The sequence below is a fragment of the Rhodococcus sp. T7 genome (assembly GCF_009872365.1).
Lineage (GTDB): Bacteria > Actinomycetota > Actinomycetes > Mycobacteriales > Mycobacteriaceae > Rhodococcus_F.
Genome location: NZ_WXYH01000323.1, coordinates 17,922 through 43,300 on the forward strand (window position 1 = coordinate 17,922; position 25,379 = coordinate 43,300).

General features: G+C 69.3%; 26 protein-coding genes. 5 read left to right on the forward strand and 21 right to left on the reverse strand.

Annotated elements, in window-relative coordinates; all coding sequences use genetic code 11:
• Nucleotide 1: 1 nt before the first annotated feature.
• Genes MLGJGCBP_RS26240 through MLGJGCBP_RS26250 form a run of 3 tightly spaced genes read right to left on the reverse strand, consistent with a single transcriptional unit; the run spans nucleotide 2 to nucleotide 2,591 of the window.
• A complete protein-coding gene (locus tag MLGJGCBP_RS26240; RefSeq protein WP_179220120.1) occupies nucleotides 2-661 on the reverse strand; it encodes a hypothetical protein in 660 nt (219 codons plus the stop codon).
• Nucleotides 624-1,895 (reverse strand): histidine--tRNA ligase, encoded by a 1,272-nt coding sequence (hisS, locus tag MLGJGCBP_RS26245; protein WP_087555900.1) that lies wholly within the window; start codon nucleotides 1,893-1,895, stop codon nucleotides 624-626. Before hisS ends, MLGJGCBP_RS26240 begins: the two co-directional genes overlap by 38 nt.
• 15 nt (nucleotides 1,896-1,910) lie before the next feature.
• Nucleotides 1,911-2,591, reverse strand: coding sequence for an MBL fold metallo-hydrolase (locus MLGJGCBP_RS26250; protein ID WP_192581900.1), 681 nt, complete (start codon nucleotides 2,589-2,591; stop codon nucleotides 1,911-1,913).
• Nucleotides 2,592-2,764: 173 nt separating this feature from the next.
• Here MLGJGCBP_RS26250 and MLGJGCBP_RS26255 point away from each other — a divergent pair, with 173 nt between their 5' ends.
• Together MLGJGCBP_RS26255 and MLGJGCBP_RS26260 are read left to right on the forward strand one after the other, a co-directional pair.
• On the forward strand, nucleotides 2,765-3,646 hold the full coding sequence (locus MLGJGCBP_RS26255; protein WP_160099086.1) for a peptidylprolyl isomerase: 882 nt from the start codon (nucleotides 2,765-2,767) through the stop codon (nucleotides 3,644-3,646).
• A 22-nt stretch (nucleotides 3,647-3,668) separates the two neighbouring features.
• On the forward strand, nucleotides 3,669-4,463 hold the full coding sequence (locus MLGJGCBP_RS26260; protein WP_160099088.1) for a peptidylprolyl isomerase: 795 nt from the start codon (nucleotides 3,669-3,671) through the stop codon (nucleotides 4,461-4,463).
• Nucleotides 4,464-4,556: 93 nt separating this feature from the next.
• Here the strand turns inward: MLGJGCBP_RS26260 and MLGJGCBP_RS26265 are convergent, their stop codons facing one another.
• The 10 genes from MLGJGCBP_RS26265 to MLGJGCBP_RS26310 form a co-directional block, all read right to left on the reverse strand.
• Nucleotides 4,557-6,932 carry a RelA/SpoT family protein gene (locus MLGJGCBP_RS26265; protein ID WP_160099090.1) on the reverse strand — a complete coding sequence of 792 codons (2,376 nt, stop codon included), beginning with the start codon at nucleotides 6,930-6,932 and terminating at the stop codon, nucleotides 4,557-4,559.
• Between the two features lie 103 nt (nucleotides 6,933-7,035).
• A complete protein-coding gene (locus MLGJGCBP_RS26270) occupies nucleotides 7,036-7,569 on the reverse strand; it encodes an adenine phosphoribosyltransferase (protein WP_087556002.1) in 534 nt (177 codons plus the stop codon).
• On the reverse strand, nucleotides 7,566-9,332 hold the full coding sequence (locus MLGJGCBP_RS26275) for an ABC transporter substrate-binding protein (RefSeq protein ID WP_160099092.1): 1,767 nt from the start codon (nucleotides 9,330-9,332) through the stop codon (nucleotides 7,566-7,568). Before MLGJGCBP_RS26275 ends, MLGJGCBP_RS26270 begins: the two co-directional genes overlap by 4 nt.
• A gap of 1 nt (nucleotide 9,333) precedes the next feature.
• Entirely contained in the window at nucleotides 9,334-10,560 is a 1,227-nt protein-coding gene (gene secF, locus MLGJGCBP_RS26280; protein WP_160099094.1) for a protein translocase subunit SecF, read from the reverse strand.
• Nucleotides 10,557-12,227 (reverse strand): protein translocase subunit SecD, encoded by a 1,671-nt coding sequence (gene secD / locus MLGJGCBP_RS26285; protein WP_087555893.1) that lies wholly within the window; start codon nucleotides 12,225-12,227, stop codon nucleotides 10,557-10,559. The genes secF and secD overlap by 4 nt, the downstream gene beginning before the upstream one ends.
• A gap of 131 nt (nucleotides 12,228-12,358) precedes the next feature.
• Nucleotides 12,359-12,751, reverse strand: coding sequence for a preprotein translocase subunit YajC (yajC, locus tag MLGJGCBP_RS26290; protein WP_160099096.1), 393 nt, complete (start codon nucleotides 12,749-12,751; stop codon nucleotides 12,359-12,361).
• Nucleotides 12,752-12,887: 136 nt separating this feature from the next.
• Nucleotides 12,888-13,979 carry a Holliday junction branch migration DNA helicase RuvB gene (gene ruvB, locus MLGJGCBP_RS26295; RefSeq protein WP_160099098.1) on the reverse strand — a complete coding sequence of 364 codons (1,092 nt, stop codon included), beginning with the start codon at nucleotides 13,977-13,979 and terminating at the stop codon, nucleotides 12,888-12,890.
• Nucleotides 13,976-14,578, reverse strand: a complete 603-nt coding sequence (ruvA, locus tag MLGJGCBP_RS26300; protein WP_160099100.1) for a Holliday junction branch migration protein RuvA — start codon at nucleotides 14,576-14,578, stop codon at nucleotides 13,976-13,978. Before ruvA ends, ruvB begins: the two co-directional genes overlap by 4 nt.
• Entirely contained in the window at nucleotides 14,575-15,144 is a 570-nt protein-coding gene (gene ruvC, locus MLGJGCBP_RS26305) for a crossover junction endodeoxyribonuclease RuvC (RefSeq protein ID WP_087555889.1), read from the reverse strand. Before ruvC ends, ruvA begins: the two co-directional genes overlap by 4 nt.
• A gap of 134 nt (nucleotides 15,145-15,278) precedes the next feature.
• Nucleotides 15,279-16,031: a YebC/PmpR family DNA-binding transcriptional regulator gene (locus tag MLGJGCBP_RS26310; RefSeq protein ID WP_015890547.1), complete on the reverse strand. Its 753-nt coding sequence runs from the start codon at nucleotides 16,029-16,031 to the stop codon at nucleotides 15,279-15,281.
• Nucleotides 16,032-16,175: 144 nt separating this feature from the next.
• Between MLGJGCBP_RS26310 and MLGJGCBP_RS26315 the strand changes: the two genes are divergently transcribed.
• Both MLGJGCBP_RS26315 and MLGJGCBP_RS26320 read left to right on the forward strand, forming a co-directional pair.
• Nucleotides 16,176-16,532, forward strand: coding sequence for a GntR family transcriptional regulator (locus MLGJGCBP_RS26315; protein ID WP_160099102.1), 357 nt, complete (start codon nucleotides 16,176-16,178; stop codon nucleotides 16,530-16,532).
• A complete protein-coding gene (locus MLGJGCBP_RS26320) occupies nucleotides 16,529-17,449 on the forward strand; it encodes a hypothetical protein (RefSeq protein ID WP_160099104.1) in 921 nt (306 codons plus the stop codon). The genes MLGJGCBP_RS26315 and MLGJGCBP_RS26320 overlap by 4 nt, the downstream gene beginning before the upstream one ends.
• Here MLGJGCBP_RS26320 and pdxT read toward each other — a convergent pair.
• Complete coding sequence (gene pdxT, locus MLGJGCBP_RS26325) at nucleotides 17,446-18,054, reverse strand: pyridoxal 5'-phosphate synthase glutaminase subunit PdxT (protein WP_087555886.1); 609 nt, start codon at nucleotides 18,052-18,054, stop codon at nucleotides 17,446-17,448. The genes MLGJGCBP_RS26320 and pdxT overlap by 4 nt on opposite strands.
• Nucleotides 18,051-18,905: an acyl-CoA thioesterase gene (locus MLGJGCBP_RS26330; protein WP_087555885.1), complete on the reverse strand. Its 855-nt coding sequence runs from the start codon at nucleotides 18,903-18,905 to the stop codon at nucleotides 18,051-18,053. Before MLGJGCBP_RS26330 ends, pdxT begins: the two co-directional genes overlap by 4 nt.
• 56 nt (nucleotides 18,906-18,961) lie before the next feature.
• Between MLGJGCBP_RS26330 and MLGJGCBP_RS26335 the strand changes: the two genes are divergently transcribed.
• Nucleotides 18,962-19,585: a hypothetical protein gene (locus MLGJGCBP_RS26335; protein WP_160099106.1), complete on the forward strand. Its 624-nt coding sequence runs from the start codon at nucleotides 18,962-18,964 to the stop codon at nucleotides 19,583-19,585.
• Between the two features lie 6 nt (nucleotides 19,586-19,591).
• Here the strand turns inward: MLGJGCBP_RS26335 and MLGJGCBP_RS26340 are convergent, their stop codons facing one another.
• From MLGJGCBP_RS26340 to pgsA, 6 genes are all read right to left on the reverse strand, one after another.
• Nucleotides 19,592-20,413 (reverse strand): acyl-CoA thioesterase, encoded by an 822-nt coding sequence (locus MLGJGCBP_RS26340; protein ID WP_087555883.1) that lies wholly within the window; start codon nucleotides 20,411-20,413, stop codon nucleotides 19,592-19,594.
• A gap of 145 nt (nucleotides 20,414-20,558) precedes the next feature.
• Nucleotides 20,559-21,461 carry a pyridoxal 5'-phosphate synthase lyase subunit PdxS gene (pdxS, locus tag MLGJGCBP_RS26345; protein ID WP_073360607.1) on the reverse strand — a complete coding sequence of 301 codons (903 nt, stop codon included), beginning with the start codon at nucleotides 21,459-21,461 and terminating at the stop codon, nucleotides 20,559-20,561.
• Between the two features lie 151 nt (nucleotides 21,462-21,612).
• Entirely contained in the window at nucleotides 21,613-22,635 is a 1,023-nt protein-coding gene (locus MLGJGCBP_RS26350; RefSeq protein ID WP_087555882.1) for an NUDIX hydrolase, read from the reverse strand.
• On the reverse strand, nucleotides 22,632-23,759 hold the full coding sequence (locus MLGJGCBP_RS26355; protein WP_160099108.1) for a glycosyltransferase family 4 protein: 1,128 nt from the start codon (nucleotides 23,757-23,759) through the stop codon (nucleotides 22,632-22,634). Before MLGJGCBP_RS26355 ends, MLGJGCBP_RS26350 begins: the two co-directional genes overlap by 4 nt.
• Nucleotides 23,756-24,661, reverse strand: coding sequence for a phosphatidylinositol mannoside acyltransferase (locus tag MLGJGCBP_RS26360; RefSeq protein WP_160099110.1), 906 nt, complete (start codon nucleotides 24,659-24,661; stop codon nucleotides 23,756-23,758). The genes MLGJGCBP_RS26355 and MLGJGCBP_RS26360 overlap by 4 nt, the downstream gene beginning before the upstream one ends.
• Nucleotides 24,658-25,323, reverse strand: a complete 666-nt coding sequence (gene pgsA, locus MLGJGCBP_RS26365; RefSeq protein WP_087555879.1) for a phosphatidylinositol phosphate synthase — start codon at nucleotides 25,321-25,323, stop codon at nucleotides 24,658-24,660. Before pgsA ends, MLGJGCBP_RS26360 begins: the two co-directional genes overlap by 4 nt.
• Nucleotides 25,324-25,379: the final 56 nt, after the last annotated feature.

Below are 25,379 nucleotides of genomic sequence, written 5' to 3' on the forward strand. Positions count from 1 at the left end.
CTCAGTCGAGTAGTGCCGCCACCTCGTGATCGGTGAGCGTGGTGGTGGGCACGCGGCCCTCCGAACGCACCAGTTCCACCGCCCGGAACAGCGGGCGTTCGGGTAGGGCCGCTCCGCGCGCTTCCGCACGGAGTTGCTCGATGAGGACCGACGCGATCGCGGCCGCCGGTACCAGTTCGCTCGTCGTCAGGGCGTCGGCGAGCCTGCGGAGCCCGAGGATCTCGAGTTCCCGGCCGCCGTCGGTCGTGTAGAGGGCGAGCGGAACCGCGAGGCTCCCGTCGGGATCGGTGATCCGGACGCTCACCTCGCTGACCCTGGCCGAACGGACCACCAGTTCCGCGGCGACCGCGCGGGTGACGTCGACGCGTCTGCTGCGCAGTCCCCCCGTCGACCGGATCCGCCCGGCCTGCAGGGTGATGCGACGCCGCAACGTGAGGAGCGCGGACGCGGCGGTCGGGACCGCGATCACGGCCCCGACCGTCACACCGACCCACACGGGACCGAAGAACCCGACGACGACGCCGACCACGACACCGATCAGCACGGCGATCGCCGCGACCTTCTTGAGCCGCGGTGCGATCAACTCGATCGGGACGAGGTCGAGCGACACCGGCGCGGTGTCGTCAGGCGCCAAGGATGGCTCCGACGCGCGCGAGAACATCTGCCGCCGACACCGATTCCTGATCGCCGGTGGCGAGAGTCTTGATTCCCACCGTGCCCTCGGCGATGTCGCGGTCGCCGAGCACCAGTGCCAGCGCCGCGCCGGACCGGTCGGCGGCCTTCATCGCGCCCTTTACGCCGCGGTTGCCGTACGCGAGATCGACTCGAATTCCCTGGGCGCGCAACTGTTGCGCGATCACCACCAGCTTCGCCTTCGCCTCCTCGCCCAGCGGGACGCCGAAGACCTCGCAGCGGGCCGTCGAGCCCGCGGTCTTGCCCTCGGCGGCGAGCGCCAAGACGGTGCGGTCGACACCGAGCCCGAAACCGATGCCGGACAACGGCTGACCACCCAGCTGCTCCATCAGACCGTCGTAGCGTCCGCCGCCGCCGATACCCGACTGCGCGCCGAGACCGTCGTGGACGAACTCGAACGTCGTCTTCGTGTAGTAGTCGAGGCCGCGGACCATCCGAGGGTTGACCACGTACGGCACCCCCAGCGCGTCGAGATGCGCGAGCACCTCGTCGAAGTGCGCCTTCGCCGTGTCCGAGAGGTGGTCGAGCATGAGCGGGGCGTCCGCCGTCATCTCGCGCACCTCCTTGCGCTTGTCGTCGAGCACCCGCAGCGGGTTGATCTCCGCCCGCCGGCGCGTCTCCTCGTCGAGAGGAAGGGCGAACAGGAACTCCTGCAACCGTTCCCGGTACTGCGGACGGCACGTGTCGTCGCCGAGGGACGTGATCTCCAACCGGAAACCCTCGAGACCGAGGCCGCGGAAACCGGCGTCGGCGACGGCGATGACCTCGGCGTCGAGTGCCGGGTCGTCGACGCCGATGGCCTCCACCCCGACCTGCTGCAGCTGGCGGTACCGGCCGGCCTGCGGTCGCTCGTAGCGGAAGAACGGGCCGGCGTAGCTCAGCTTGACCGGCAACTGCCCGCGGTCCAGGCCGTGCTCGATCACGGCCCGCATGACACCCGCGGTGCCCTCGGGCCGCAGGGTCACCGAACGGTCACCGCGGTCGGCGAACGTGTACATCTCCTTGCTGACGACGTCGGTGGACTCGCCGACACCGCGGGCGAACAGCCCGGTGTCCTCGAAGATGGGAAGTTCGATGTGGCCGTATCCGGCCAGCCGCGCAGCGCGCGTGAGTCCGTCACGGACCGCGACGAACTCGGACGACTGCGGCGGGACGTAATCGGGGACGCCCTTGGGGGCGGAGAAGGTGCTGGCTTTGCTCACTGTCGTTACTTTTCCTTATTTCGATCCCGGGAGTCCAACGAGAAACGGGTTCGACCCACGTTCGGCGCCGACGGTGCTCGACCCGCCGTGCCCGGGGAGGACTGCCGTGTCGTCGGCGAGGATCAGAAGCTTGTCGGCGATGGACTGCAGCAACTGTTCGTGGTTGCCGCCGGGCAGGTCGCTGCGGCCGATCGATCCCTGGAACAGCGTGTCACCGGTGAGGGCGATCTCGACGGGGCCGTTCTCGGTGACGACCCGGGTGCGGAACACCACCGACCCCTGCGTGTGCCCGGGGGTGTGATCCACGGCGAACGACATCCCGGCCTGCTCGATCACGTCGCCGTCGGCCAGTTCGATCACCTCGCCGGGCTCGACGAACGTCATGCCCTCGATGAACGGCTTCATCGTCGGGCCGATGCCGCGGCCGGGGTCCGACAGCATGTACCGGTCCTCGGGATGGATGTACGCGGGGATCCCGAACTTCTCGCAGACGTCGTAGGCGTTCCAGACGTGGTCGAGGTGACCGTGGGTCAGCAGCACCGCCGTCGGGGTGAGATTCGACTGGTCCAGGAACTCGAACAGCGGTTCGGCGGCGTCCTGCCCTGGGTCGACGACGACGCACTCCGGGGCGTCGTCCTGCGCGAGGATGTAGCAGTTGGTCTGAAACATCCCGGCCGGGAATCCTGTGACGAGCACGCGCGACGCTCCTGTTCGAGTGGTCATTGCAGTCGCTACAGCCTAAGCCGCCGCCCCGCCAGGATGTTCTCAGGTTCGGATGGCAGACTCTGGAGGTCGTGTGCCGGGGGCAGTTCGCACCGGCCAACTGCCATATCGACGTCCAGCGAGACCGACACGGGAGGACCACCGCAGTGCCGAGCAACGAGCAGCGCCGGGAAGCAGCGAAACGAAAGCTCGAGCGTCAGCTCGAACGCCGCGCCGACAGAGCACGCAAGCGTAAGCAGCTGACCATCGCCGGTTCGGTGCTCGGTGTCGTACTGGTGGTGGCCGCCGGCGCCGTCGTCTTCTCCCTCACCCGCGGCGACGACGACGCGACGGAGGCATCGGCGGCATCGGCGGCGGAGTCGGCGTCACCGCAGTCGCCCGGTGTGATGCCCGCAGGCCGGTCCGAGCCGCTGCCCGAGAAGGTGTCCTGCACGTACACCCCCGACAGTCAGCCGCCGGCGAAGCAGGTGAACCCGCCGCGCACCGACGAGATCGACACCACGCTCCAGGAAGTCAGCGTCAGCATGCAGACGACGCAGGGCAACATCGGTCTGGTCCTGGACAACGCCGACTCCCCGTGCACGGTCAACAACTTCCTGAGCCTGGCGAGCCAGAACTACTTCGACAACACCCCCTGCCACCGGCTGGTCACGTCCGAGGGGCTGAAGGTCCTGCAGTGCGGTGATCCCACCGGCGCGGGAACCGGCGGCCCGGGCTACGGGTTCGCCAACGAATTCCCCACCGACCAGTACGACGCGTCCGACCCGTCGCTGCAGGTTCCGGTCACCTACCCGCGCGGCACCATCGCGATGGCCAACAGCGGGCAGCCCGACAGCAACGGCAGCCAGTTCTTCCTCGTCTACGCCGATTCGCAGCTGCCGCCGCAGTACACCGCGTTCGGGAAGGTCGACGAGACGGGTCTCGCGACGATCGAGAAGGTGGCGGCGGCCGGTGACGACGGATCGATGCAGGCCGGCGGCGGCAAGCCGAACCTGCCGATCGACATCACGTCCGTCCGGATGGACTGACGTCTCGTGTGAGGATGGACCGATGAAACGCACCTCGATTCTCGTCGCAGGCGTGAGCCTCGCGGTCCTCCTCGCCGGCTGTTCGGATTCGTCCGACTCCGGCGGCTCGTCGGCCGGCACCTCGTCGAAGGCGGCCGCCACGAGCGCGGCGGAGCAGTCGCTCGATCTGTCCAAGTTCGGCACGCTCCCCGCCGTCCCGCCTCCCGCCGGCGCCACCGTCGACTGCACGTACCCGGCGGGGCGGCCCGCCGTCAAGGACGTCACCCCGCCGCCCACGTCCGGTGTGTCCACCGTGGGCACGGTTCCGGTCGATCTCCAGACCAGCGCCGGACCGATCGGCCTGGTCCTGGACCGCGCCGAGGCCCCGTGCACGGTCAACAGCTTCACGAGCCTGGCCCAGCAGGGGTACTTCGACGACACCCCCTGCCACCGGCTGACGACCGAAGTGGGTCTGCAGGTGCTGCAGTGCGGCGACCCGAGCGGGGCAGGCACCGGCGGCCCGGGCTACGGATTCGACACCGAGTACCCGGAGACCGCGTTCGCGCCGAACGATCCGGCACTCGCGAATCCGGTGGTCTACCCACGCGGCACCGTCGCGATGGCCAACAGCGGACAGCCCGGCAGCAACGGCAGCCAGTTCTTCCTCGTCTACGCCGACTCGGTGCTCCCGCCCAACTACACCGTCTTCGGTTCGATCTCCGAAGAGGGCCTCGCGACCGTCGAGAAGATCGCGGCGGACGGCGACGACGGTTCCATGGCCGCAGGCGGCGGCAAGCCCAACACCCCGGTGCAGATCGAGACCGCGAAGGTCGGCTGACCCCGCACCCCGCTGGGCACCCCCGAGCTGGACGAACGGGACGGTCGTTGGATCTGATCGAACGACCGTCCCGTTCGTCGCCGGGGACGACCGCTAGGCGGCGGACGTCACCCGGTACACGTCGTACACGCCCTCGACGTTGCGGACCACGCTCAGCACGTGCCCGAGGTGCTTCGGGTCGCCCATCTCGAACGTGAACTTGCTGATCGCCACCCGGTCGCCAGACGTCGTCACCGACGCCGACAGGATGTTGACCTTCTCGTCCGCGAGCGCCTTCGTCACGTCCGACAGCAACCGGTGCCGGTCGAGCGCCTCGATCTGGATGGCCACCAGGAACACCGACGACGGCGACGGCGCCCACTTGACCTCGATGATGCGCTCGGACTGCTGCTGCAGGGAACCGGCGTTGGTGCAGTCGGTGCGGTGCACGCTGACCGCGCCGCCCCGGGTCACGAAGCCCATGATCTCGTCGCCGGGAACGGGTGTGCAGCACTTGGCGAGCTTGGCGACCGTACCCTCCGCGCCGGGAACCAGCACACCCGCGTCGCCGGTGCTCCGCGGACGCATCGGCATGGTCGACGGGGTGGACCGCTCGGCCAGCTCCTCCTCGACGTCGCCGACCCCGCCCAGATGCGCCACCAGACGCTGGACGACGTGCTGCGCCGACACGTGACTCTCGCCGACTGCCGTGTACAGCATCGACACGTCGGTGTAGTGCAGTTCGTGCGCGATGGACGCCATCGATTCGGCGTTCATCAGGCGCTGCAGCGGCAACCCGACCCGCCGAACCTCCTTCGCGATGGCGTCCTTGCCCGCCTCGAGTGCCTCTTCGCGGCGTTCCTTGGCGAACCACTGCCGGATCTTCGTCTTGGCGCGCGGCGACACGGCGAACGTCTGCCAGTCGCGGCTGGGACCGGCGTTGACGGCCTTGGAGGTGAAGACCTCCACCACCTCACCGTTCTCGAGCTTGCGTTCGAGCGCCACCAGCCTGCCGTTGACCCGGGCGCCGATACAGCGGTGCCCGACCTCCGTGTGCACGGCGTACGCGAAGTCGACGGGCGTCGACCCGGCGGGCAGCGTGACCACGTCACCCTTGGGGGTGAAGACGAAGATCTCCTTGACCGCGAGGTCGTAGCGCAGCGACTCGAGGAACTCCCCCGGGTCGGCGGCCTCACGCTGCCAGTCGAGGAGCTGACGCATCCACGCCATGTCGTCGACCTCGGCGACGTCACCGGAGTGCCTGCCCTTGGTCTCCTTGTACCGCCAGTGCGCGGCGATGCCGAACTCCGCGGTGCGGTGCATGTCGTGGGTGCGGATCTGCACCTCGAGGGGTTTGCCCTCCGGTCCGACCACCGTGGTGTGCAGCGACTGGTACACGCCGTACCGCGGCTGCGCGATGTAGTCCTTGAACCGGCCCGCCATCGGCTGCCACAGCGAGTGGACGACACCGACGGCCGCGTAACAGTCCCGGACCTCGTCGCACAGGATCCGCACCCCGACCAGGTCGTGGATGTCGTCGAAATCGCGGCCCTTGACGATCATCTTCTGGTAGATCGACCAGTAGTGCTTGGGCCTGCCCTCGACGACCGCGTTGATGCGCGACGCCGTCAGGGTCGCGTTGATCTCCGCCCGCACCTTCGCCAGGTAGGTGTCGCGGGACGGCGCCCGGTCGGCGACGAGCCGCACGATCTCGTCGTACTTCTTGGGATGCAGGATCGCGAAGGACAGGTCCTCGAGTTCCCATTTCACGGTCGCCATGCCGAGCCGGTGGGCCAGCGGCGCGATCACCTCGAGCGTTTCGCGGGCCTTGCGGGCCTGCTTCTCGGGTGGCAGGAACCGCATGGTGCGCATGTTGTGGAGCCGGTCGGCCACCTTGATCACCAGCACGCGCGGATCGCGGGCCATCGCGATGATCATCTTGCGGATGGTCTCGCCCTCGGCGGCGTTGCCGAGCACCACCTTGTCGAGTTTGGTGACGCCGTCGACGAGGTGCGCGACCTCTTCGCCGAACTCGTCGGTCAGCTGCTCGAGGGAGTAGCCGGTGTCTTCGACGGTGTCGTGGAGCAGGGCCGCGACCAGGGTGGTGGTGTCCATCCCCAGTTCGGCGAGGATGCTGGCCACGGCGAGCGGATGCGTGATGTACGGGTCGCCCGACTTGCGGCGCTGGCTGGCGTGCCGCTCTTCGGCCACGTCGTAGGCGCGCTGCAGGAGCGCCAGGTCTGCCTTGGGGTAGAGCTCGCGGTGCAGACTGACGAGGGGTTCGAGAACCGGCCGGATGGTCGTGTTCCGCTGACCCGTGATGCGCCTGGCGAGTCGCGCTCGTACCCGGCGCGATGCGGACGCCGGAACGGCGAATCCCTGTGCTCCACGGTTGTTACCGGAAGCCGGGTTCGCTGCAGGTGACTCGGCATCGGATTGCGCAGACGTGGGTGTTCCCGTGTTCTGCGACCGATCAAGATTCGAAGTCATGCCGTCACCTCCTACCACTGAAATGGCTCGGGCCCTGGGGCCCTGGTTGGTCTCGGGCATGCGCCCCGGTGGCCGTGACGACCACCAGGCCCAACTTTAGTACTCAGACCGTGACGAGGGACGTGAGCGGGTACTTTCCGAGGCGCTGCCGGCCACCCAGCGCGGCGATCTCCAGGACCACGGCGATACCGATCACGCGGGCACCTGCGGATTCCACCAGCCGCGCCGTCGCGTCGAGCGTGCCGCCGGTGGCGAGGACGTCGTCGACGACGAGAACGGAGCGCCCGTCCAGGCCGATCGGCCCGGCCGGGATCTCCAGCGTGGCCGTCCCGTACTCGAGGGTGTACGACTGCGACAGCACGGGCGGCGGCAGTTTGCCCGACTTCCGCACGGCCACCACACCGGATCCCAGCTCCCGGGCTACGCCGCCGCCGAGGAGGAACCCCCGCGCGTCGACGGCGGCGATCACGTCCGTCTCCGGGGCACAGGCGGCGAGCGCGTCGACGACGACACGGAATCCGTCGGCGTCGGAGAAGACCGGCGTCAGATCGGCGAACCGCACGCCGGGTTGCGGGAAGTCGTCGGCCCACCGGGTGAGCCGGGTGACGGCCTCACGGGCCGCGGAATGATCGGTCATCGGCGCAGCACCCACCTGTCCATGTTCCACCCGGCGCCCGACACTGTCGGGTTGACCGCTCCCGCCTCCAGACCCGATGCGAACGCGACGGTCCGCGGCTGGTCGAACAGCGGCACCGTCGGCACATCGGACCACAGGATGTTCTCCGCCTCCGTCGACAGCGACAGCTGGGCGGCGGTCGAGTCGTCGACGGCGAGTTGATCGACGATCTGGTCGACGCGACCGTTGCTGTAATCGCCGAAGTTGGAACCGTTTCCGCTGCGGAGGGCGTACATCGCGGTGGTGGCCGCGGCGGTGCCTGCCGCACCGGGAGCGGACGCCGTGCCCGCGAGCACCACGTCCACCTGCCCGCCGCGCAGCATCGACGGCGTGAAGTCGGGCGAGGCGACGTCCTGGACGGTGATCCCGGCCGGGGCGCATGCCGCCGCGACCGCGGACACGATCTCGGCGCGCCGCGGGTTCGGGCCGAGATATCCGATCCGGACGGTCGCCGTGGTGTTGTCGGTGTCGGCCAGCGCGGCGGTGGCCGCTGCCGTGTCCGCCGTCGCGTACCGGCCGGCGACGGCGCCCGCCACCGATTGGTGGACGAGGCTGTCGGGTGCGGTGATCCGCGTGTCGACCGGACCGCCGGAGCCGGCGCCGTCCGTGTCCGGTTCCGCGGCGAGCCCGAACTTCGACGCCAGCTCGTCGCGGGGCAGGCAGGCCGCGAACGCCCGCCGTCCGGCCGCGTTCTCGAACAGACCCGAGGTGGACAGGACGAATTGCTCGACGCTGCGGGAGGCCACCTCGGTCACGTCGAATCCGCCCAGGTCCAGATCCGGCACCGAACCCGCGGCGACGTCGACGACCTCGACCGCACCGTCACCGATCCGCGCGCCGACGTCGGAAGACTTGGGCCACACCACGATCCGGGACGTGGCGGGGCGGTTGCCCCACCAGCGGTCGTTGGCCACCAGCACCAGACCGTCGTCCGCGGAGAACGATTCGACCTTGTAGGGGCCGGACGCGGGGAACAGAGCGAGGTCGAGGTCGCCCGGTGTCATCGTCCATCCGGAGTTCCAGAAGTCCGCGACCCGCGTCAGCGCCGCGGTGTCCGAATTCTGCACGGCGGCCACGATGTCGGGGACGCCGGTAGCAGTCGCGACGACGTGCGCCGGCATCATCGACGTCGCACCGAACAGCGACTTCCAGTCGGTGACGTTCCGTCCCGCCTTGAACGTGACGACGGCATCCTTCGCACCGGTCTGGCAGTCGATCCGGTCGATGTCCGTGTAGCCGGCGGTACTGGCCGCATCGAACATCGGGACGGTCGCGCCCTGGTCGTTCCGGCGGGTGAAGCGGCCGCTGTTCGCCGCCCAGGTGAGCACCAGGTCGTCGCAGGACATCGGGACGCCGTCGGAGTAGACGGAGTTGGGGTTCAGCTTGTACTGGATCGTGAGGGCGTCCCCGGGCATCGCGTTGGCGGTGCCGATGTCCGTGTCGGCCACCGGTCCGCCCTCGGGGCCCGTGTAGTTGAACCCGGGCAGCACCCGCGCGAACACCTGACGTGCCCCCGACACCGCACCCGCGACGCTGTTCGCGTTGTAGGTGGTGACGGTGTTGTCGACGGCGTAGCCGATCGACGGGATCTGCTCGCCCTCCTCGGCACATCCGACGAGGGTGCCTGCGAGGAGCACGGTCGCGAGGAGACCGGCACCCGACACGGCCGCCGTCCGGCCGTGTCGGGTGGGCGCACCGCGCCGGGTGCTGTGCGATGCGGGCATGTCAGTGCCTCTTCTTGTTGCGCTTTCCGGTGGGACGTGAGCCCGGAGCAGGTGCGGTCGACGCGGTTCGGGAACGCGGCACGGCCGCTTCCGTCGTGGATGCGGTCGCCGGGGCGCCGGCCTTCTGCGCTCCGCCTTCGGCCAGGGTCGCCCGTCGGGCGAGGACCTTCCGCGTGTGCGCGGCCACCGGACCCCACCGCTCCTTCAGGGTGACCAGCAACGGTGTCGCGAAGAAGATCGACGAGTACGCACCGACGATGATGCCGACGAGCTGCACCAGCGCCAGGTCCTTCAGCGTTCCGACACCGAGCATCCACACCGCGACCACCATCAGCGCGAGCACCGGCAGCACGCTGATCAGGGTGGTGTTGATGGAACGCATCAACGTCTGGTTGACCGCCAGGTTCGCCTGCTCGGCGTACGTGCGACGGGTCAGGTGCAGAATCCCCCGGGTGTTCTCCTCGACCTTGTCGAACACCACCACCGAGTCGTAGAGCGAGAAACCGAGAATCGTCAGCAGACCGATGACGGTCGCGGGGGTGACCTCGAAGCCGACGAGCGAATACACACCGGCGGTGACGGCGATGTCGAAGAAGAGTGCGACGATCGCGGCGATCGCCATGTCGCGCTCGAACCGGACAGCGATGTAGATGCTGACGATCACGAGGAACACAAGCAGCGCGATCAGCGCCTTCTGGGTGATCTGCCCGCCCCACGTCTCGCTGACGTCGGCGACGCTGATCACGTTCTCGTTGACGGTGCCGTCACTGTCCTTCGGCTGGAACTCGTCGTACAACGCGTCCTGCAGCTTCACCACCTGGGCCGCGTCGAGCGCCTCCGAGCGGATCTGCACGGTCGCACTCGAACCCGAGCCCACCGTCTGCACCGAGACGGGGTCCATTCCCAGCGCCTCGGAGTAGACGTTCTCCACCTGCGTGGTGTCCACGCCGTTGCCCGCGGGGAACTGGATCCGCGACCCACCCTCGAAGTCGATACCGAGGGTGAATCCGCGCACGAGGATACTCAGCAGCGAGATCAGCACGATCGTGCCGGTCAGGATGAAGTAGAAGCGGCGGCGGCCGACCACCTCGAAGGCGCCGGTTCCGGTGTACAGCCGGGACAGCCAGCTGTGGTGGGGCATCGACGTCTGGTTGACGCCCGAATCCGACAGCGAAGACTCGGGGTCCGTCTGCGACGCAGACTTGTGCGACGTGGTCGATTCGCTCATACTCGTGACTCCTTCGCCGACGCTGCGGCAGCCTTGCGTTCCTTGGCGATCTGCTGCACGGCACCCAGTCCATTGACGCCCGGCTTGGACCAGAACGGCGACTTCGAGGCGAGGTGGACCAGCGGCCACGTCACCAGGAACACGACGACGACGTCGAGAATGGTGGTCAGGCCGAGGGTGAACGCGAAGCCGCGCACCTGGCCGATCGCGAGGATGTACAGCACCGCGGCGGCGATGAAGCTGACCGCGTTACCGGACAGGATGGTGCGGCGTGCACGGGCCCAGCCGCGTGGAACGGCGGACCGGAAGCTGCGGCCCTCTCTCATCTCGTCCTTGATTCTCTCGAAGAACACGACGAACGAGTCGGCCGTCATGCCGATACCGATGATCAGACCGGCGATGCCGGCGAGGTCGAGGGTGAAGTTGATGTACCGGCCGAGCAGCACCATGATCGCGTACACCATCACACCGGACAGGACCAGGGACAGCGCCGTGAGCACTCCGAGCATGCGGTAGTAGATCAGGCAGTAGATCAGAACCAGGACCAGACCCACCAGACCGGCGATGAGACCGGCCTGCAGCGAGGCGAGCCCCAGGGTCGCGGACACCGTCTCGGCCTCCGACGCCGCGAACGACAGCGGCAGCGAGCCGTATTTCAGGGTGTTCGCGAGTTCCTTCGCACTGTCCGCGGTGAACGAACCGGTGATCGACGTCGAACTGCCTGCGGGTGTCGCGCCCTGCACGACCGGCGCGCTCACCACCTTGGAGTCGAGCGTGAACGCGGCCTGCTTGCCGATGTTCTGCGACGTGAACGTGGCCCAGGTGTTGCTGCCCTCGGTCTTGAACGTCAGGCTCACCTCGTGCCGCGACTGCTGGGAGTTGTACCCGGACGTCGCGTCGGCGATCTCCTGACCGTCGATGATCGCCGGTTCGAGCAGGTACACGGCCTGACCGTCGGTGGAGCACGCGACCAGCGGCAGGGCCGGGTCGTCGTTGCCGCGCAACGGGTCGGGCACGCTGCAGTCGAGCGTCGCCATGGCCTGCTGCTGCACGGCTGGGTCGGTGCTCTGGCGCGTGGCCCGGGCGGCCGCGATCTCGTCGGCGGCCTGGGCGGTCTCGGTCCCGGACTCGTCGGTGGGCGCCGGTTCCGCCGTGGGGGCGGGCGCGGGTGACGTGGACGGATCCTGCGCCGGGAACGGCCGGTTCTGCGGCGCGGGGGTCTCGGTTCCGGCGGGCGCCTGGGCCGGCGTCTCACCGGCGGCGGGTGCCTGCGTGCCTGGAGCGGCCGCGGCCTGCGACGTCTGGACGGGGCGGACGTACAACCGCGCCGTCTGGCCGAGCGACCGCGCCTGGGCGCTGTCGTCGCCGGGAACGGTGATGACCAGGTTGTCGCCGTCGATGACGACCTCGGAGCCGGACACGCCGAGGCCGTTCACACGGGTCTCGATGATCTCCTGCGCCTGCCGCAGGCTGTCCGGCGTCGGCTTGCTGCCGTCCGGGGTGCGTGCGGTGAGGGTGACTCGGGTCCCACCTTGCAGGTCGATGCCCAGCTTGGGTGTCGCGGACTTGTCGCCGGTGAAGAACACCAGGGCATACAGAACCGCCACGAGCACCGCGAAAACGGTGAGGTAGCGGACGGGATGCACCGATCCTGTGGAAGGTGCCACGATCTCTATGTCTCCTCAGTACGTGCAGTTCGGGTGGGAACGCTCACAGCACACCGGACCGGCCGACGCAGGGCTGTGCCCCGGTCGCCGCCCCCGGGGCGCCTGCGACGGCTGCGCCGCGGAAGCGCCGGTCAATCCTTGTTCAGCCGCGGCGTGGTGTCGCCGCCGTTCTCACGATCCTCGCGCACGATGTCGGTGGCGGGGGCCTCGGTGCTGATCGATTCGGTGTCGATCGACTCGTGGTCGATGGCACCGCCACCCTGCAGCGGGGCGTCGACGATCTGCTCGCGGACCACGAGACGCGACCACGTGGTGACCACGCCGGGAGCGATCTCGAGGTCGATCGTGTCGTCGCCGAGTGCGACGACGGTGCCGTGCAGACCGGCAGTCGTGAGGATGCGGTCGCCCACCGAGAGCGAGTCCTGCAGAACAGTCACCTTGGCCGCCTCCTTCTTCTGCCGGCGGATCCCCAGGAACATCGGGACGAGCAGCGCCAGAATCAGGAGCGGGAAGAGAAAATCCATCTGTAAGTCAACCTCGAGGTATGTCGCACGGTCCGAAGCACTGGTCCCGGTTGGACCGATGCAATACACCAGTGTGCCATCACCGGCCCGGACACCGGTTCGGTCGGCACGGGGCGGGCGTTTCTCCCGGCGCCGATCAGGGGTCTTCGGGATCGAACAGGGAGGCCTGCGGTTCGTTGACGCGGACCTCGATTCCGCCGGTCACGGCGTCCGGCGGCGGGGTCAGGCCCAGTTGCATCCACGCGGCCGCGGTGGCGACCCGGCCGCGGGGTGTGCGGGCGATCATTCCGGCGCGGACGAGGAACGGCTCACACACCTCTTCGACGGTGGCAGGCTCCTCACCCACCGCGACGGCCAGGGTGGACACGCCGACCGGTCCGCCGCCGAAGCTGCGCACCAGGGCGCTGAGGACGGAGCGGTCGAGACGGTCGAGTCCCAGCTGGTCGACGTCGTACACGGCGAGGGCGGCGTGCGCGATCTCGCGGGTGACGACGCCGTCCGCGCGGACCTCGGCGTAGTCGCGGACGCGGCGGAGCAGGCGGTTCGCGATGCGGGGCGTGCCCCGGGACCGGCTCGCGATCTCGGCGCCGGCCTCCTCGCCGAGTTGCACCCCGAGGATGCCCGCCGACCGCATGAGGATCTGCTGCAGCTCCGCCGGTTCGTAGAAGTCCATGTGGGCGGTGAACCCGAACCGGTCGCGCAGCGGCCCGGTGAGCGCCCCCGAACGGGTGGTGGCCCCGACCAGGGTGAACGGCGCAACCTCCAGGGGAATGGACGTGGCTCCGGGGCCCTTGCCGACCACGACGTCGACCCGGAAGTCCTCCATCGCGAGGTAGAGCATCTCCTCCGCCGGGCGGGCGATGCGGTGGATCTCGTCGATGAACAGCACGTCGCCCTCGACGAGGTTGCTCAACATGGCGGCCAGGTCGCCGGCGCGCTCGAGCGCCGGACCCGACGTCAGCCTCAGTGAGGAACCCAGTTCGGCGGCGATGATCATCGCCATGCTGGTCTTTCCCAGCCCGGGCGGGCCGGACAGGAGGATGTGGTCGGGGGTGCCGCCGCGCATCTTGGCGCCGGTCAGGACGAGTTGCAACTGCTCCCGGACCCGCGGTTGCCCGATGAAATCGTGCAGGTTCTTCGGCCGCAGGCTGGCCTCGATGTCGCCGTCGCCGGCAACGAGGTCGGCCGAGACCGGGGACTCGTCGTCGCCGCCGGGTTCGGGATTCATCTGGTCTTCCCGAGCAGGGAGAGGGCGGAGCGCAGCGCGGACGAGGTGGTCGACTCGGGTGCCTCGGCGAGGACGGAATCGGTGGCCTGTTCGGCCTGCTTGGCCGGGAATCCGAGCCCGACGAGCGCTTCGACGATCTGGTCGCGGACCGATCCGCCGCCGCCCGCACCGAGCGGCACCGCCCCGGACGTGGACGCGACCAAGTCGACCTTGTCGCGCAGTTCGACGACCATCCGCTCGGCTCCGCGCTTGCCGATGCCCGGCACCCGGGTCAGTGCGGTGACGTTGCCCTCGGCGAGCGCGGCACGCAACGCGTCGGGTTCGAGGACGGCGAGTGTCGCCATCGCCAGGCGCGGACCGACACCCGACACCGTCTGGAGCAGCCCGAACAACTCCTTGGACTCCGAGTCGGGGAACCCGTACAGCGTCATCGAGTCCTCGCGGACGATCATCGCCGTGACCAGCCGGGCCTCGGTTCCCCGCTGCAGCCCGCCGAGAGTGGCCGGGGTCGCGTTCACGCGGTATCCCACTCCCGCGGATTCGATCACCGCATGGTCGAGGGCGATCTCGAGCACCTCGCCGCGGACGGACGCGATCATCGTGTACCTGCCTTCTTCACTTCGGCCAGCCGGGCCTGGTAGCGACGTTTCTGTTCGGCGGCCGCGGCCTCGGCGCGGGCCATGCGTTCGATCATCGGCGCCCGCCAGCAATGGCAGATCGCCAGGGCCAGCGCGTCCGCGGCGTCGGCCGGTTTGGGGGCGGCCGCCAGCTTGAGGATGCGTGTCACCATCGCCGTCACCTGAGCTTTGTCGGCCGATCCGCTTCCGGTGACGGCCGCCTTGACCTCACTGGGGGTATGGAAACACACGGGGATGCCGCGGCGTGCGGCGGCGAGCGCGACGACGCCGCCCGCCTGCGCGGTGCCCATCGCGGTGCGCACGTTGTGCTGGGAGAACACCCTCTCGATCGCCACGACCTCCGGCCGGTGCAGATCGATCCACGATTCGGCGGCCTCGGAGATCCGCAGCAGCCGGGACGACAATTCGAGGTCTGCCGGGGTCCGGACCACGTCGACGGCCACCGGGGTGACGGTGCGACCGTTGCCGCCGTCCACCACTCCGAATCCGCACCGGGTCAGACCGGGATCCACACCCAGCACACGCACGCAAAGCCACCTCTCCCACGCCGAACAGCTGTTCGATAGCTTAGCCGTGGGATCGGACGTGTCGGCGCACCAACACGCAGGACGGCGGGGCGGGCGAGCACCGCTCCCCCGCCCCGCGCCGTGCGTCCGTGCGATCAGTCGTCGAGTTCGGCGAGCACCTCGTCGGACAGGTCGACGTTGGTGTAGACGTTCTGCACGTCGTCGGACTCCTCGAGCGCGTCGACGAGCTTGAACACCTTGCGGGCCCCGTCGGCGTCGACCGGGACCTCGACGGATGCGCGGAAGTCGGCCTCGGCGGAGTCGTAGTCGATGCCCGCCTCCTGCAGGGCGCTGCGGACGGCCACGAGGTCGGTGGGCTCGCTCACGATCTCGAACGTCTCGCCCAGGTCGGTGACCTCTTCGGCGCCCGCGTCGAGGACCGCCATCAGCACGTCGTCCTCGGTCTGATCGCCCTTTTCCAGGGTCACGACACCCTTGCGGGTGAACAGGTAGGACACCGAACCCGGGTCGGCCATGTTCCCGCCGTTGCGGGTCATCGCGGTCCGCACCTCACCGGCCGCGCGGTTGCGGTTGTCGGTCAGGCACTCGATGAGGACGGCGACGCCGTTGGGTCCGTAGCCCTCGTACATGATGGTCTGCCAGTCGGCGCCGCCCGCTTCTTCACCGGCGCCGCGCTTGCGGGCACGCTCGATGTTGTCGTTGGGGACCGACGTCTTCTTGGCCTTCTGGATGGCGTCGTACAGGGTGGGGTTTCCCGCAGGGTCGCCACCGCCGGTACGGGCCGCCACCTCGATGTTCTTGATCAGCTTCGCGAAGGCTTTGCCACGCTTGGCGTCGATCACAGCCTTCTTGTGCTTGGTGGTGGCCCATTTGGAGTGGCCGCTCATGCGATTCAAGCCCCTTTCCTGCTGCTGTTGGCACGCCGAATGCGCGGTTTCAGCTTTGACGATGTTACCCGCAGCCCGGCCGCCCCTGCGCGATCCCGGGGTAACAACTCGCATAAGTCGCCATTGTTTGCATAGAATGCAAACATGTTGATGCGAGTCGACCACGGTTCCACCACCCCACTGGGCGAACAGATCGCCGCCAATGTGCGCGGTGCGTTCCTGCGCGGCGAGATCGGTGCGGGCGACCGGCTCCCCTCCGCCCGGGCACTGGCCGAGTCCGTCGACGTCAACCTCCACACGGTGCTGCGCGCGTATGCCGCCCTCCGCGACGAGGGCCTGATCGACCTCCGCCGGGGCCGAGGCGCGGTCGTGCGCGCCGACACCGACCCGATTCGCACCGGATTGACCGAAGCCGCACGCACTTTCGTCGCCGAGGCCCGGCGCCTCGGACTCGACACCGAACAGATGCTCGACGTGATCAAGGAGACCACGAAACAATGACGACCTCCCGCACGCGCCTCCTCGCCGCGACCTCGGCCGTACCCCTCCTCGCCCTCGCGATCACGAGACTCGCGTGGGGCGGCGACCTGCCGCCGGTGGTGGCCAGTCATTGGTCCGGCACCGAACCCGACGGTTTCAGCGACACGACCACCTACTTCTGGGTCGCCGTCGCGGTCTGCGCGATCGCCGCGGGCATCGCCGGCGTCGTCGCAGCCCGGATCCGCACCGACGCCGCGCTCTGGCTGCCCGCCACCGCGTGCGCCGGGTGGACGGTGGCCACGACCTGGATCGTCAGCGTCGCCGCCACCGTCCGTGCGGGCTCGCCCGAGGCGGCGACGCTGGGCTGGTGGATTCTGATTCCCCTGCTGGGAATCCTGTGGGCGGTCGCCACGTTCGTCCTGCTCCCCCGGCCGTCGGACCCCACGGAGAACGGCCCGGCACCGACGCTGCCCGTCCCCCTGGCGCCCGGCGAGCGCGCGTCCTGGACCGGATATGTGCGCGGGCGCTGGGCGGGCGTGCTCGCTCTCGCCATGGCCGTCGCCGCGGTCGTGTCCGCGCTGGTCGGCGCACTCTGGCTCGCGGTGCTGTTCCTCGTCCTTGTGGTCGCCGGCGGCGCCTTCGCGTCGGTGACCGTGCAGGTCGACCGCACCGGGCTGAGCCTGTCGTCGTGGAACGTCCGCTGGCGGCACATCCCACTCGACGCGGTCGACGAGGCGCAGGTGACCGAGATCCGCCCCGGCGAATGGGGTGGCTGGGGATACCGCTTCTCACCGCGCGGAACGGCGGTGGTGATCCGCGGCGGTGAGGGCATCGTGGTGACCCGCACCGGCGGCCGCCCGTTCGCGGTCACCGTCGACGGCGCCGCTCAGGGTGCGGCGCTCCTCAACTCGCTCGCCGCACCGCGCCCGGCGGGTTAGACCCCGCGGACGATGTCGACGAACAACTCGTGCACCCGCCGGTCCCCCGTGACCTCCGGGTGGAACGACGTCGCCACCACGGAACCCTGCCGCACGGCCACGATGCGTCCGGCGGCCGCGCCACCCGACTCGGGCACCCGGGCGAGGACCTGGACGTCGTCGCCGACGCGCTCCACCCACGGGGCCCGGATGAACACCGCCCGCATCGGGTCGCCGACGATGCCCTCGAATTCGAGGTCGGACTCGAAGGAATCGACCTGACGGCCGAAGGCGTTGCGGCGCACGGTCATGTCGATGGCGCCGAGGTGCTGCGCGTCGGGTCTCGTGTCGAGAATCTCGCTCGCGAGGAGGATCATCCCGGCGCAGGACCCGTAGGCGGGCAACCCGTCGCGCAGGCGGGCCTTCAGCGGCTCGAGCAGTTCGAAGATCTGCAGCAGCTTGCTCATCGTCGTCGACTCACCGCCCGGGATCACCAGGCCGTCGATCTTCTCGAGCTCCTCCGGGCGGCGGATGCCCACGGCATCGGCGCCCGAATCATTCAGTGCAGCAAGGTGTTCACGGACATCGCCCTGCAGGGCGAGAACTCCGACGAGGGGACGGGTCATGCCATGTTTCCTGTCTCGATGTCGCGCTGGTCCTGATCGCGCTGGATGCGGGTCAACCCCTCCTGCACCACGGCGGCGACCATGGTGCCGTTCCGGTCGAACATGCGGCCCTGGGTGAGGGCGCGGCCGAAGCCGGCGGAGGGTGAGGTCTGGTCGTAGAGCAGCCACTCGTCGGCGCGGAACGGGCGCAGGAACCACATGGCGTGGTCGAGCGACGCGGTCTGGGTGACCACTCCCGGGTGCGGGACCTTCGACGCGCCGAGGAGCGTCATGTCACTGAGGTAGGCGAGGGTGCAGATGTGGAAGACCTGATCGTCGGGCAGCTTGTCGCGGTAGCGCATCCACACGCGTTGCTGCGCGGCGATTCCGGGAGTTTTCCTGGTGCAGTCGGCCGGAACGATACGGACGTCCCATTCCTTCCACTCCCGGTAGAGATCGGTGGCGGCCATCTCCTCGACGGTCTGCGCGTCGACGAGGTTCTCGGGCTCGGGCACCGACGGCATCGTGTCCTGGTGCTCGATGCCCTCGTCCCCCGAGTGGAACGACGCCGACATGGTGAAGATCGCCTTGCCGTCCTGGATGCCGGTGACCCGCCGGGTGCAGAACGACCGGCCGTCCCGGATCCGGTCGACCAGGTACACGGTGGGTTCCGCCGGATTTCCGGGGCGCAGGAAGTACCCGTGCAGGGAGTGCACCTCGAATCTCTCGTCGACGGTGCGGACGGCGGACACCAGCGACTGACCGGCGACCTGCCCGCCGAACGTCCTCTTCAGCACGGACGGATGAACCGAGCCGCGGAAGATGTCCTTCTCCAGCGCTTCGAGTTCGAGAATGTCCTCGATGCTCGCCATCAGCCCTCCTTCTGTGCCTGGTCAAGGTTATCCGCACGGTTCGGGCTCGAGGCACCATGGGTGCCATGACGATGTTCACACCGACGAGCCCGGACGGCCTCGTCGCCCTCGTCACCGAACGCTGCCTCGCCGTGGACGGCATCGCCGTCGTCGCGATCGACGCCCCCGACGGCGCCCAGCCGCTGCCCCTCGCCGGCGCGGTGTGCGCGTCGCTGCGGGAGCAGGGCAGGCCCTGTGACGTCGTGTCCCTCCACGACTACGTCCGGCCCGCCTCCCTGCGGTTCGAGCACGGCCGCGACGACGAACTCAGCTACCGCACCCTCTGGTTCGACTACGACGCCCTGAACCGGGAAGTGGTGCGCTCGGTCCGCACCGACCGCCGGTGGTTGCCGCGGTTGTGGGACGAGGACGAGGATCGCTCCGCCCGCTGTGCCCGGGTGCCCGCGGCCGCCGGGCAGGTGCTGCTCGTGACCGGCCCCATGCTGCTCGGCCGGGACCTCGACTTCGACGTCACCGTGCAACTCCACCTGGGTAAAGGGGCCCTGCTGCGCCGTACCCCGGCCGATCAACGTTGGACCGTGCCCGCACTGCTGCGCCGCGCCGCAGACGTCACCGACGAACCCGACCTGCTGGTGCGGTACGACCATCCGCCGAAACCCGCGGTCCGATCGGGTCGCTGAACCCGCTCACGTCGTGCGCAGGAACCGGGTCAGCCCTTCCTGCACCACGGCGGCGACCAGGTTCCCCTTCCGGTCGAAGATCCGTCCCTGCGCGAGACCCCGGCCGAAGCCGGCAGACGGTGACGTCTGGTCGTACAGCAGCCATTCGTCGGCCCGGAACGGACGCAGGAACCACAGGGCGTGATCGAGTGAGGCACTGTCGATCTCGACACCGGGATGCGGTGTCATCGCGGAACCGATGAGCGTCATGTCACTCATGTACGCCAGCGCGCAGACATGGAATACGGGGTCGTCGGGCAGCGTCCTGCGGGACCGGAACCACGCCTGCTGCTGCGCGGCCGCACCGCGGATGCGGTCGACCTCGCCGTGTCCGACGATCCGGATGTCCCAGTCGGACCACTCCCGGGCGAGCCAGGCGATCTCCGGGTCTTCGGACTCACTGGCGAACGGCAGCGAATCCGGCGGCGGGACCACCGGCATCTCGTCCTGGTGCTCGATGCCCACGTCCGCCACCTGGAAAGACGCCGACATCGTGAAGATGGCCTGGCCGTCCTGCACGGCGCTGACCCGCCGGGTGACGAACGAGCGGCCGTCCCGGACCCGGTCCACGAGGTACACGATCGGCATCGCGGGATTGCCGGGACGGAGGAAGTAGCCGTGCAGCGAATGCACCGCGAACCGGGGTTCGACCGTGCGGACCGCCGCCACGAGTGCCTGACCGGCCACCTGACCGCCGAAGGTGCGGGGAAGCATGGTCTCGGTCGCTATGCCCCGGAAGATGTTCTCCTCGAGGCGTTCCACTTCCAGGATCTCTTCGATCGTCGCCATCCACGGCCCCTTCCGATGCTCGTCCGCTGACACTCTCCCACGGACCCGCGCACCGGACCGCACCGCACGGGCCCGGGGTGGGGCTTCGTGCGGTGCGTACGGAAGGGCAGTGCCGGGACGCTCGATCAGTGATCGAGCGTGGGGATCACCAGCCGCGTTCGGCGAGCCGGTGCGGGACGGGGATGTCGTCGACGTTGATGCCGACCATCGCCTCGCCCAGCCCGCGGGAGACCTTCGCGAGGACGTCCGGGTCGTCGAAGAACGTGGTCGCCTTCACGATCGCCGCGGCCCGCTCGGCCGGGTTGCCCGACTTGAAGATGCCGGAGCCGACGAACACACCCTCGGCACCGAGTTGCATCATCATCGCCGCGTCCGCCGGGGTGGCGATGCCGCCGGCGGTGAACATGGTGACCGGCAACTTACCGGCCTTGGCGACCTCGACGACCAGGTCGTACGGCGCCTGCAGCTCCTTGGCCGCCACGTACAGCTCGTCCTCGCTCAGCGACGTCAGCCGGCGGATTTCCCCACCGATGGTGCGCATGTGGGTGGTCGCGTTGGACACGTCGCCGGTGCCGGCCTCACCCTTCGAGCGGATCATCGCCGCACCCTCGGTGATCCGGCGCAGCGCCTCACCGAGATTGGTGGCACCACAGACGAACGGAATGGTGAACTTCCACTTGTCGATGTGGTTGGCGTAGTCGGCCGGCGTCAGGACCTCGGACTCGTCGATGTAGTCGACACCGAGCGACTGCAGGATCTGCGCCTCGACGAAGTGCCCGATCCGGGCCTTGGCCATCACCGGGATCGAGACGGCGGAGATGATGCCGTCGATCATGTCCGGGTCGCTCATCCGGGACACGCCGCCCTGCGCGCGGATGTCGGCGGGCACCCGCTCGAGTGCCATCACCGCGACGGCACCGGCGTCCTCGGCGATCTTCGCCTGGTCGGGGGTGACGACGTCCATGATGACCCCGCCCTTCAACATCTCGGCCATGCCACGCTTGACGCGCGCCGTACCGGTGGTGGGGGTGGTGTCGGGGGTGCTCACAGCGAACTCCTGAGGTGTGGCGTGGATTGATTTCGATAGCGGCATGCGTGAGCGACGACGTTCACGCTGCAGTACCCGATTCTAGGACGAACGCCAGTCCACTTCCGTAGCCAGTCCGCGATTGCTGGCTTTCTCCGGACGTGCGGGCGGCTCAGGTGATCGCGCGCACCTCGGGGTCGTCGGCGGCAACGGCGACCGATTCGGCCTCGTCGAGGAGATCCGCGAGGTCGTGCGGGTACACGGCCTCGCCCGCCGCCGCGAGTTCACGGACCGTCTCCGCGGTGCACCACCGGTGACCGGTGATGGTGCGGCTCTCGAGTTCGGTGAAGCCGCCGTGGTGCGGCTCGAACCCGTCGGTGCGCAGCGCGAAGAACAGCTCCTCGGAACGGATGAGCTGCCCGTTCCAGGAGAAGATCGCCACCCGGCGCCACATCGGTCCGCGTAGCGACTCGGCCGATGCGGTGTGCCCGGTCTCCTCGGCGATCTCCCGGACCGCGGCCGCCCGCAGGTTCTCGCCCTTCTCGACGGCGCCACCGATCGTGAACCAGTAGTAGATGTCCGGGACGGTGGGGTCGTGTCCCCGCAGCAGCAGCACCCGGCCATCACCGTCGAGCAGCACCACCCGGGCAGAGGTACGGACGGAGTCGAGGGACAGGCCCTCGGTGACGGCGGCCGCGGACGAGCGTTCGGTGATCTCGAAGTACGTCGGCAGGGGGGCCGTGCCGCCGAGGTGCAGCCATCGGACGGGCCGCCGGGTGCGCAGGGCGAGGGTGTCGCGGACGGCGTCGTTGTGGAAGCGGCGGGCGATCAGCACCCGCGCCTCCGCGTCGGCGAGTTCCGCCACCAACTGGGGGCGCAGGGTGTCCGGGTCGAGGGACGAGAGTGCGCTGGACAACGCGTTCTCGGCGATCTCCCGGTCGGCCCGGTCCGACCGTTCGGCCCCGGCCGCCAGCGCGGCCAATGACCTGCCCTCGGGCGGGTCCATCGCCGCGGCCGCCGCGCGGACGACCACCGCCCGGCGGGCGAGGGCCGCGTCGAGGGCCTGCCAGGACAGGTCGGAGCGGACGTGCAGGCGGTCGAGGCGGTTGGCCGTGCCGTACGCCCACAGGCCGATCGCGAGGACGACGGCCGCGACCAGCGCGAGAACCAGGATCGTGAGGGCTGAGAGCGTCACGAGCCGACCTCCCGGACGCCGTCGCGGCCGACGGTGACCGTCTCGTAGACGCGCAGGATCTGCTCGGCTACCACCGGCCAGTCGTATTCGGTGACCACTGTGCGGCCGACGTCGGTGAGCGCGGCGCTGCGCTCGGGGTCGCCGAGCACCGAGTCGATCCCGGCGGCGAGCGCTGCCGCATCCCCCACCGGCACCAGCACACCCGCCTGGCCGTCCCGCAGGACCCGGCGGAATGCGTCCAGTTCGCTCGCGACGACTGCGGCTCCGGCGGCCATCGCCTCCACCAGCACGATGCCGAAGCTCTCACCGCCGAGGTTGGGGGCGCAGTACACGTCGGCGCTCCGCAGCGCCGACGCCTTCTCTGCGTCGTCGACCTGGCCGAGCAGACGCAGGTGCCCGAAGACCGGCCCCGCCTCGCGGCGCAGCTTGTCCTCGTCACCGCGGCCGACCACCAGCACCTCGAGGTCGGGATACTTCTCCACCAGCGCGGGCAGCGCCTTCAGGAGCACGGCCATGCCCTTGCGGGGCTCGTCGTAGCGGCCGAGGAAGAGGATGGTCTTGCCGGGGCGCGGGTAGCCCGCCAGCGGTTCGGCGTTCGCGAACGCCGGGACGTCGACGCCGTTGGGGATTTCGACGGCGTCGGAGCCGAGCGATTCGACCTGCCAGCGCCGCGCGAGTTCCGACACCGCGATGCGACCGCTGATCTTCTCCAGGTACGGCTGGAGCACACCCTGAAACGTGCTCAGCACCAACGACTTCGTCGTCGACGTGTGGAACGTCGCCACGATGGGCCCCTCCGCCACGCGCATGGCGAGCATCGACAGACTCGGCGCGTTGGGCTCGTGGATGTGCAGGACGTCGAAATCGTTGTCCGAGATCCAGCGCCGGACCCGGGCGCTCGCGGCGGGGCCGAAACTCAGCCGGGCCACCGAACCGTTGTAGGGAATGGCGAGGGCGCGTCCCGCCGACACGACGAAACCGGGCAGGTCGACGTCGTCGGACGCCGGCGCCAGGACGCTCACCTTGTGCCCGCGCTCGATCAGGACCTCCGCGAGGTCGACGACGTGGGCCTGCACTCCGCCCGGGACGTCGAACGAGTACGGGCAGACCATGCCGATCTTCACGAGTTCTCCATTCGGGAGAGCCTCGCCTGCGACAGGTCGGACAGCCACAGCGGCTGAAGCATGTGCCAGTCCTCGGGATGTGCGGCGATGTTGGCCTCGAACCGGTCCGCCAGGGCCTGGGTCGCCGCGGCCACTCCCGCGGTCGTGTCGATCGGCGGGTCGATGCGGAAACCCCACCCGCCGTCGGTGAACCAGCAGTGCACCGGCAGCAGCGGCGCACCGGTGTCGATCGCCAGCTTCGCGGGACCGGCGGGCATCCGGGTCGGTTCACCGAAGAACGTCACCGGGACACCCTTCTTCGCCAGGTCGCGTTCACCGAGAAGGCACACGATGCCGTTGTCCCGCAGCCGCTCCGACAGTTCCACGAACGGGGGGTACTCACCGCCGCTGAGCGGGAAGATCTCGAAGCCGAGGCCTTCGCGGTAGTCGACGAACCGCTGGTACAGCGATTCGGGTTTCAGCCGTTCGGCGACCGTCGACAGGCCGCCCCAGTGCTGGGCGCACCACACGCCGGCCATGTCCCAGTTGCCGCTGTGCGGAAGGGCGAGAATCGCGCCCGTGCCCGCCTCCTTCGCGGCGTCGAGGTGCTTCTGCCCCTCGATCAGCGCGTCGAGGGCGGCGCCGGTCTTCACCAGATCCATGGACGGCAGCCGGAAGGCCTCCCGCCAGTACCGTGCGTAGGACCGCATCGACGCCCGTATCAGCGTGTCCGGCACCTCCGCGGCGGGCACACCCAGCACCCGGGCGAGGTTGCGGCGCAACTGGTCCGGGCCGCCGTTCCGGACGGCGAAGTCGGCTCCCCTGTCGAACAGGGTGACCGCGACCTTCTCGGGCAGTGCGCGCACCAGCCGCCAGCCGGTCGCGTACCCCAGGTCGCTGAGGCGTTCGGACAGGCCGCTCACTGCGCGGTCGCCTGTCCGTCTTCCGGCGTCGGGTCGGCGGGCGGCAGGGGCAGCACGTCCCGCGCCCCCGGCGACCGGCGGACCGCCAGGACCCGCTGGAACACGGTGATCACGCTGCCCACCGACAGCAACCACATCGCGACGTGCACGGCCCACGGCACTCCGAGCCCGGTGACGCCGGCGCCGACGAGGACGATGATCAGCCGATCGGGTCGCTCGATGAGCCCGCCGTCGGCGGACAGTCCGCTCGCCTCTGCGCGTGCCTTGGCGTACGAGATCACCTGCGAGGTGACCAGGCACAGCAGTGTCGCGATCAGCAGCGGTTTGCTGTTCTCGTGATAGACCGCCCACCAGGCGAGCCCGGCGAAGATCGCGCCGTCGGCCACCCGGTCGCAGGTGGCGTCGAGGACGGCGCCGTACCGGGTTCCGCCGCCCCGTGCGCGTGCCATCGCGCCGTCCAGCATGTCGAACATCACGAACAGCCAGATGAACATCGCTCCCCAGAACAGATGTCCGCTGGGAAACAGTGTGACGGCGCCCGCCACGGTCGCGACGGTGCCGATGACGGTGACGGAATCGGGGGTGAGCCCGGTCTTGACCAGGGCCTTCCCCAGTGGCGCCGTCACCTTGGACACGGATGCCCGTCCGAAGAAGCTCAGCACCTCTCCACCCCGTTCTTCACTTCCCGACAGGAACCCCGAACGCGTGAGTCAGCGAC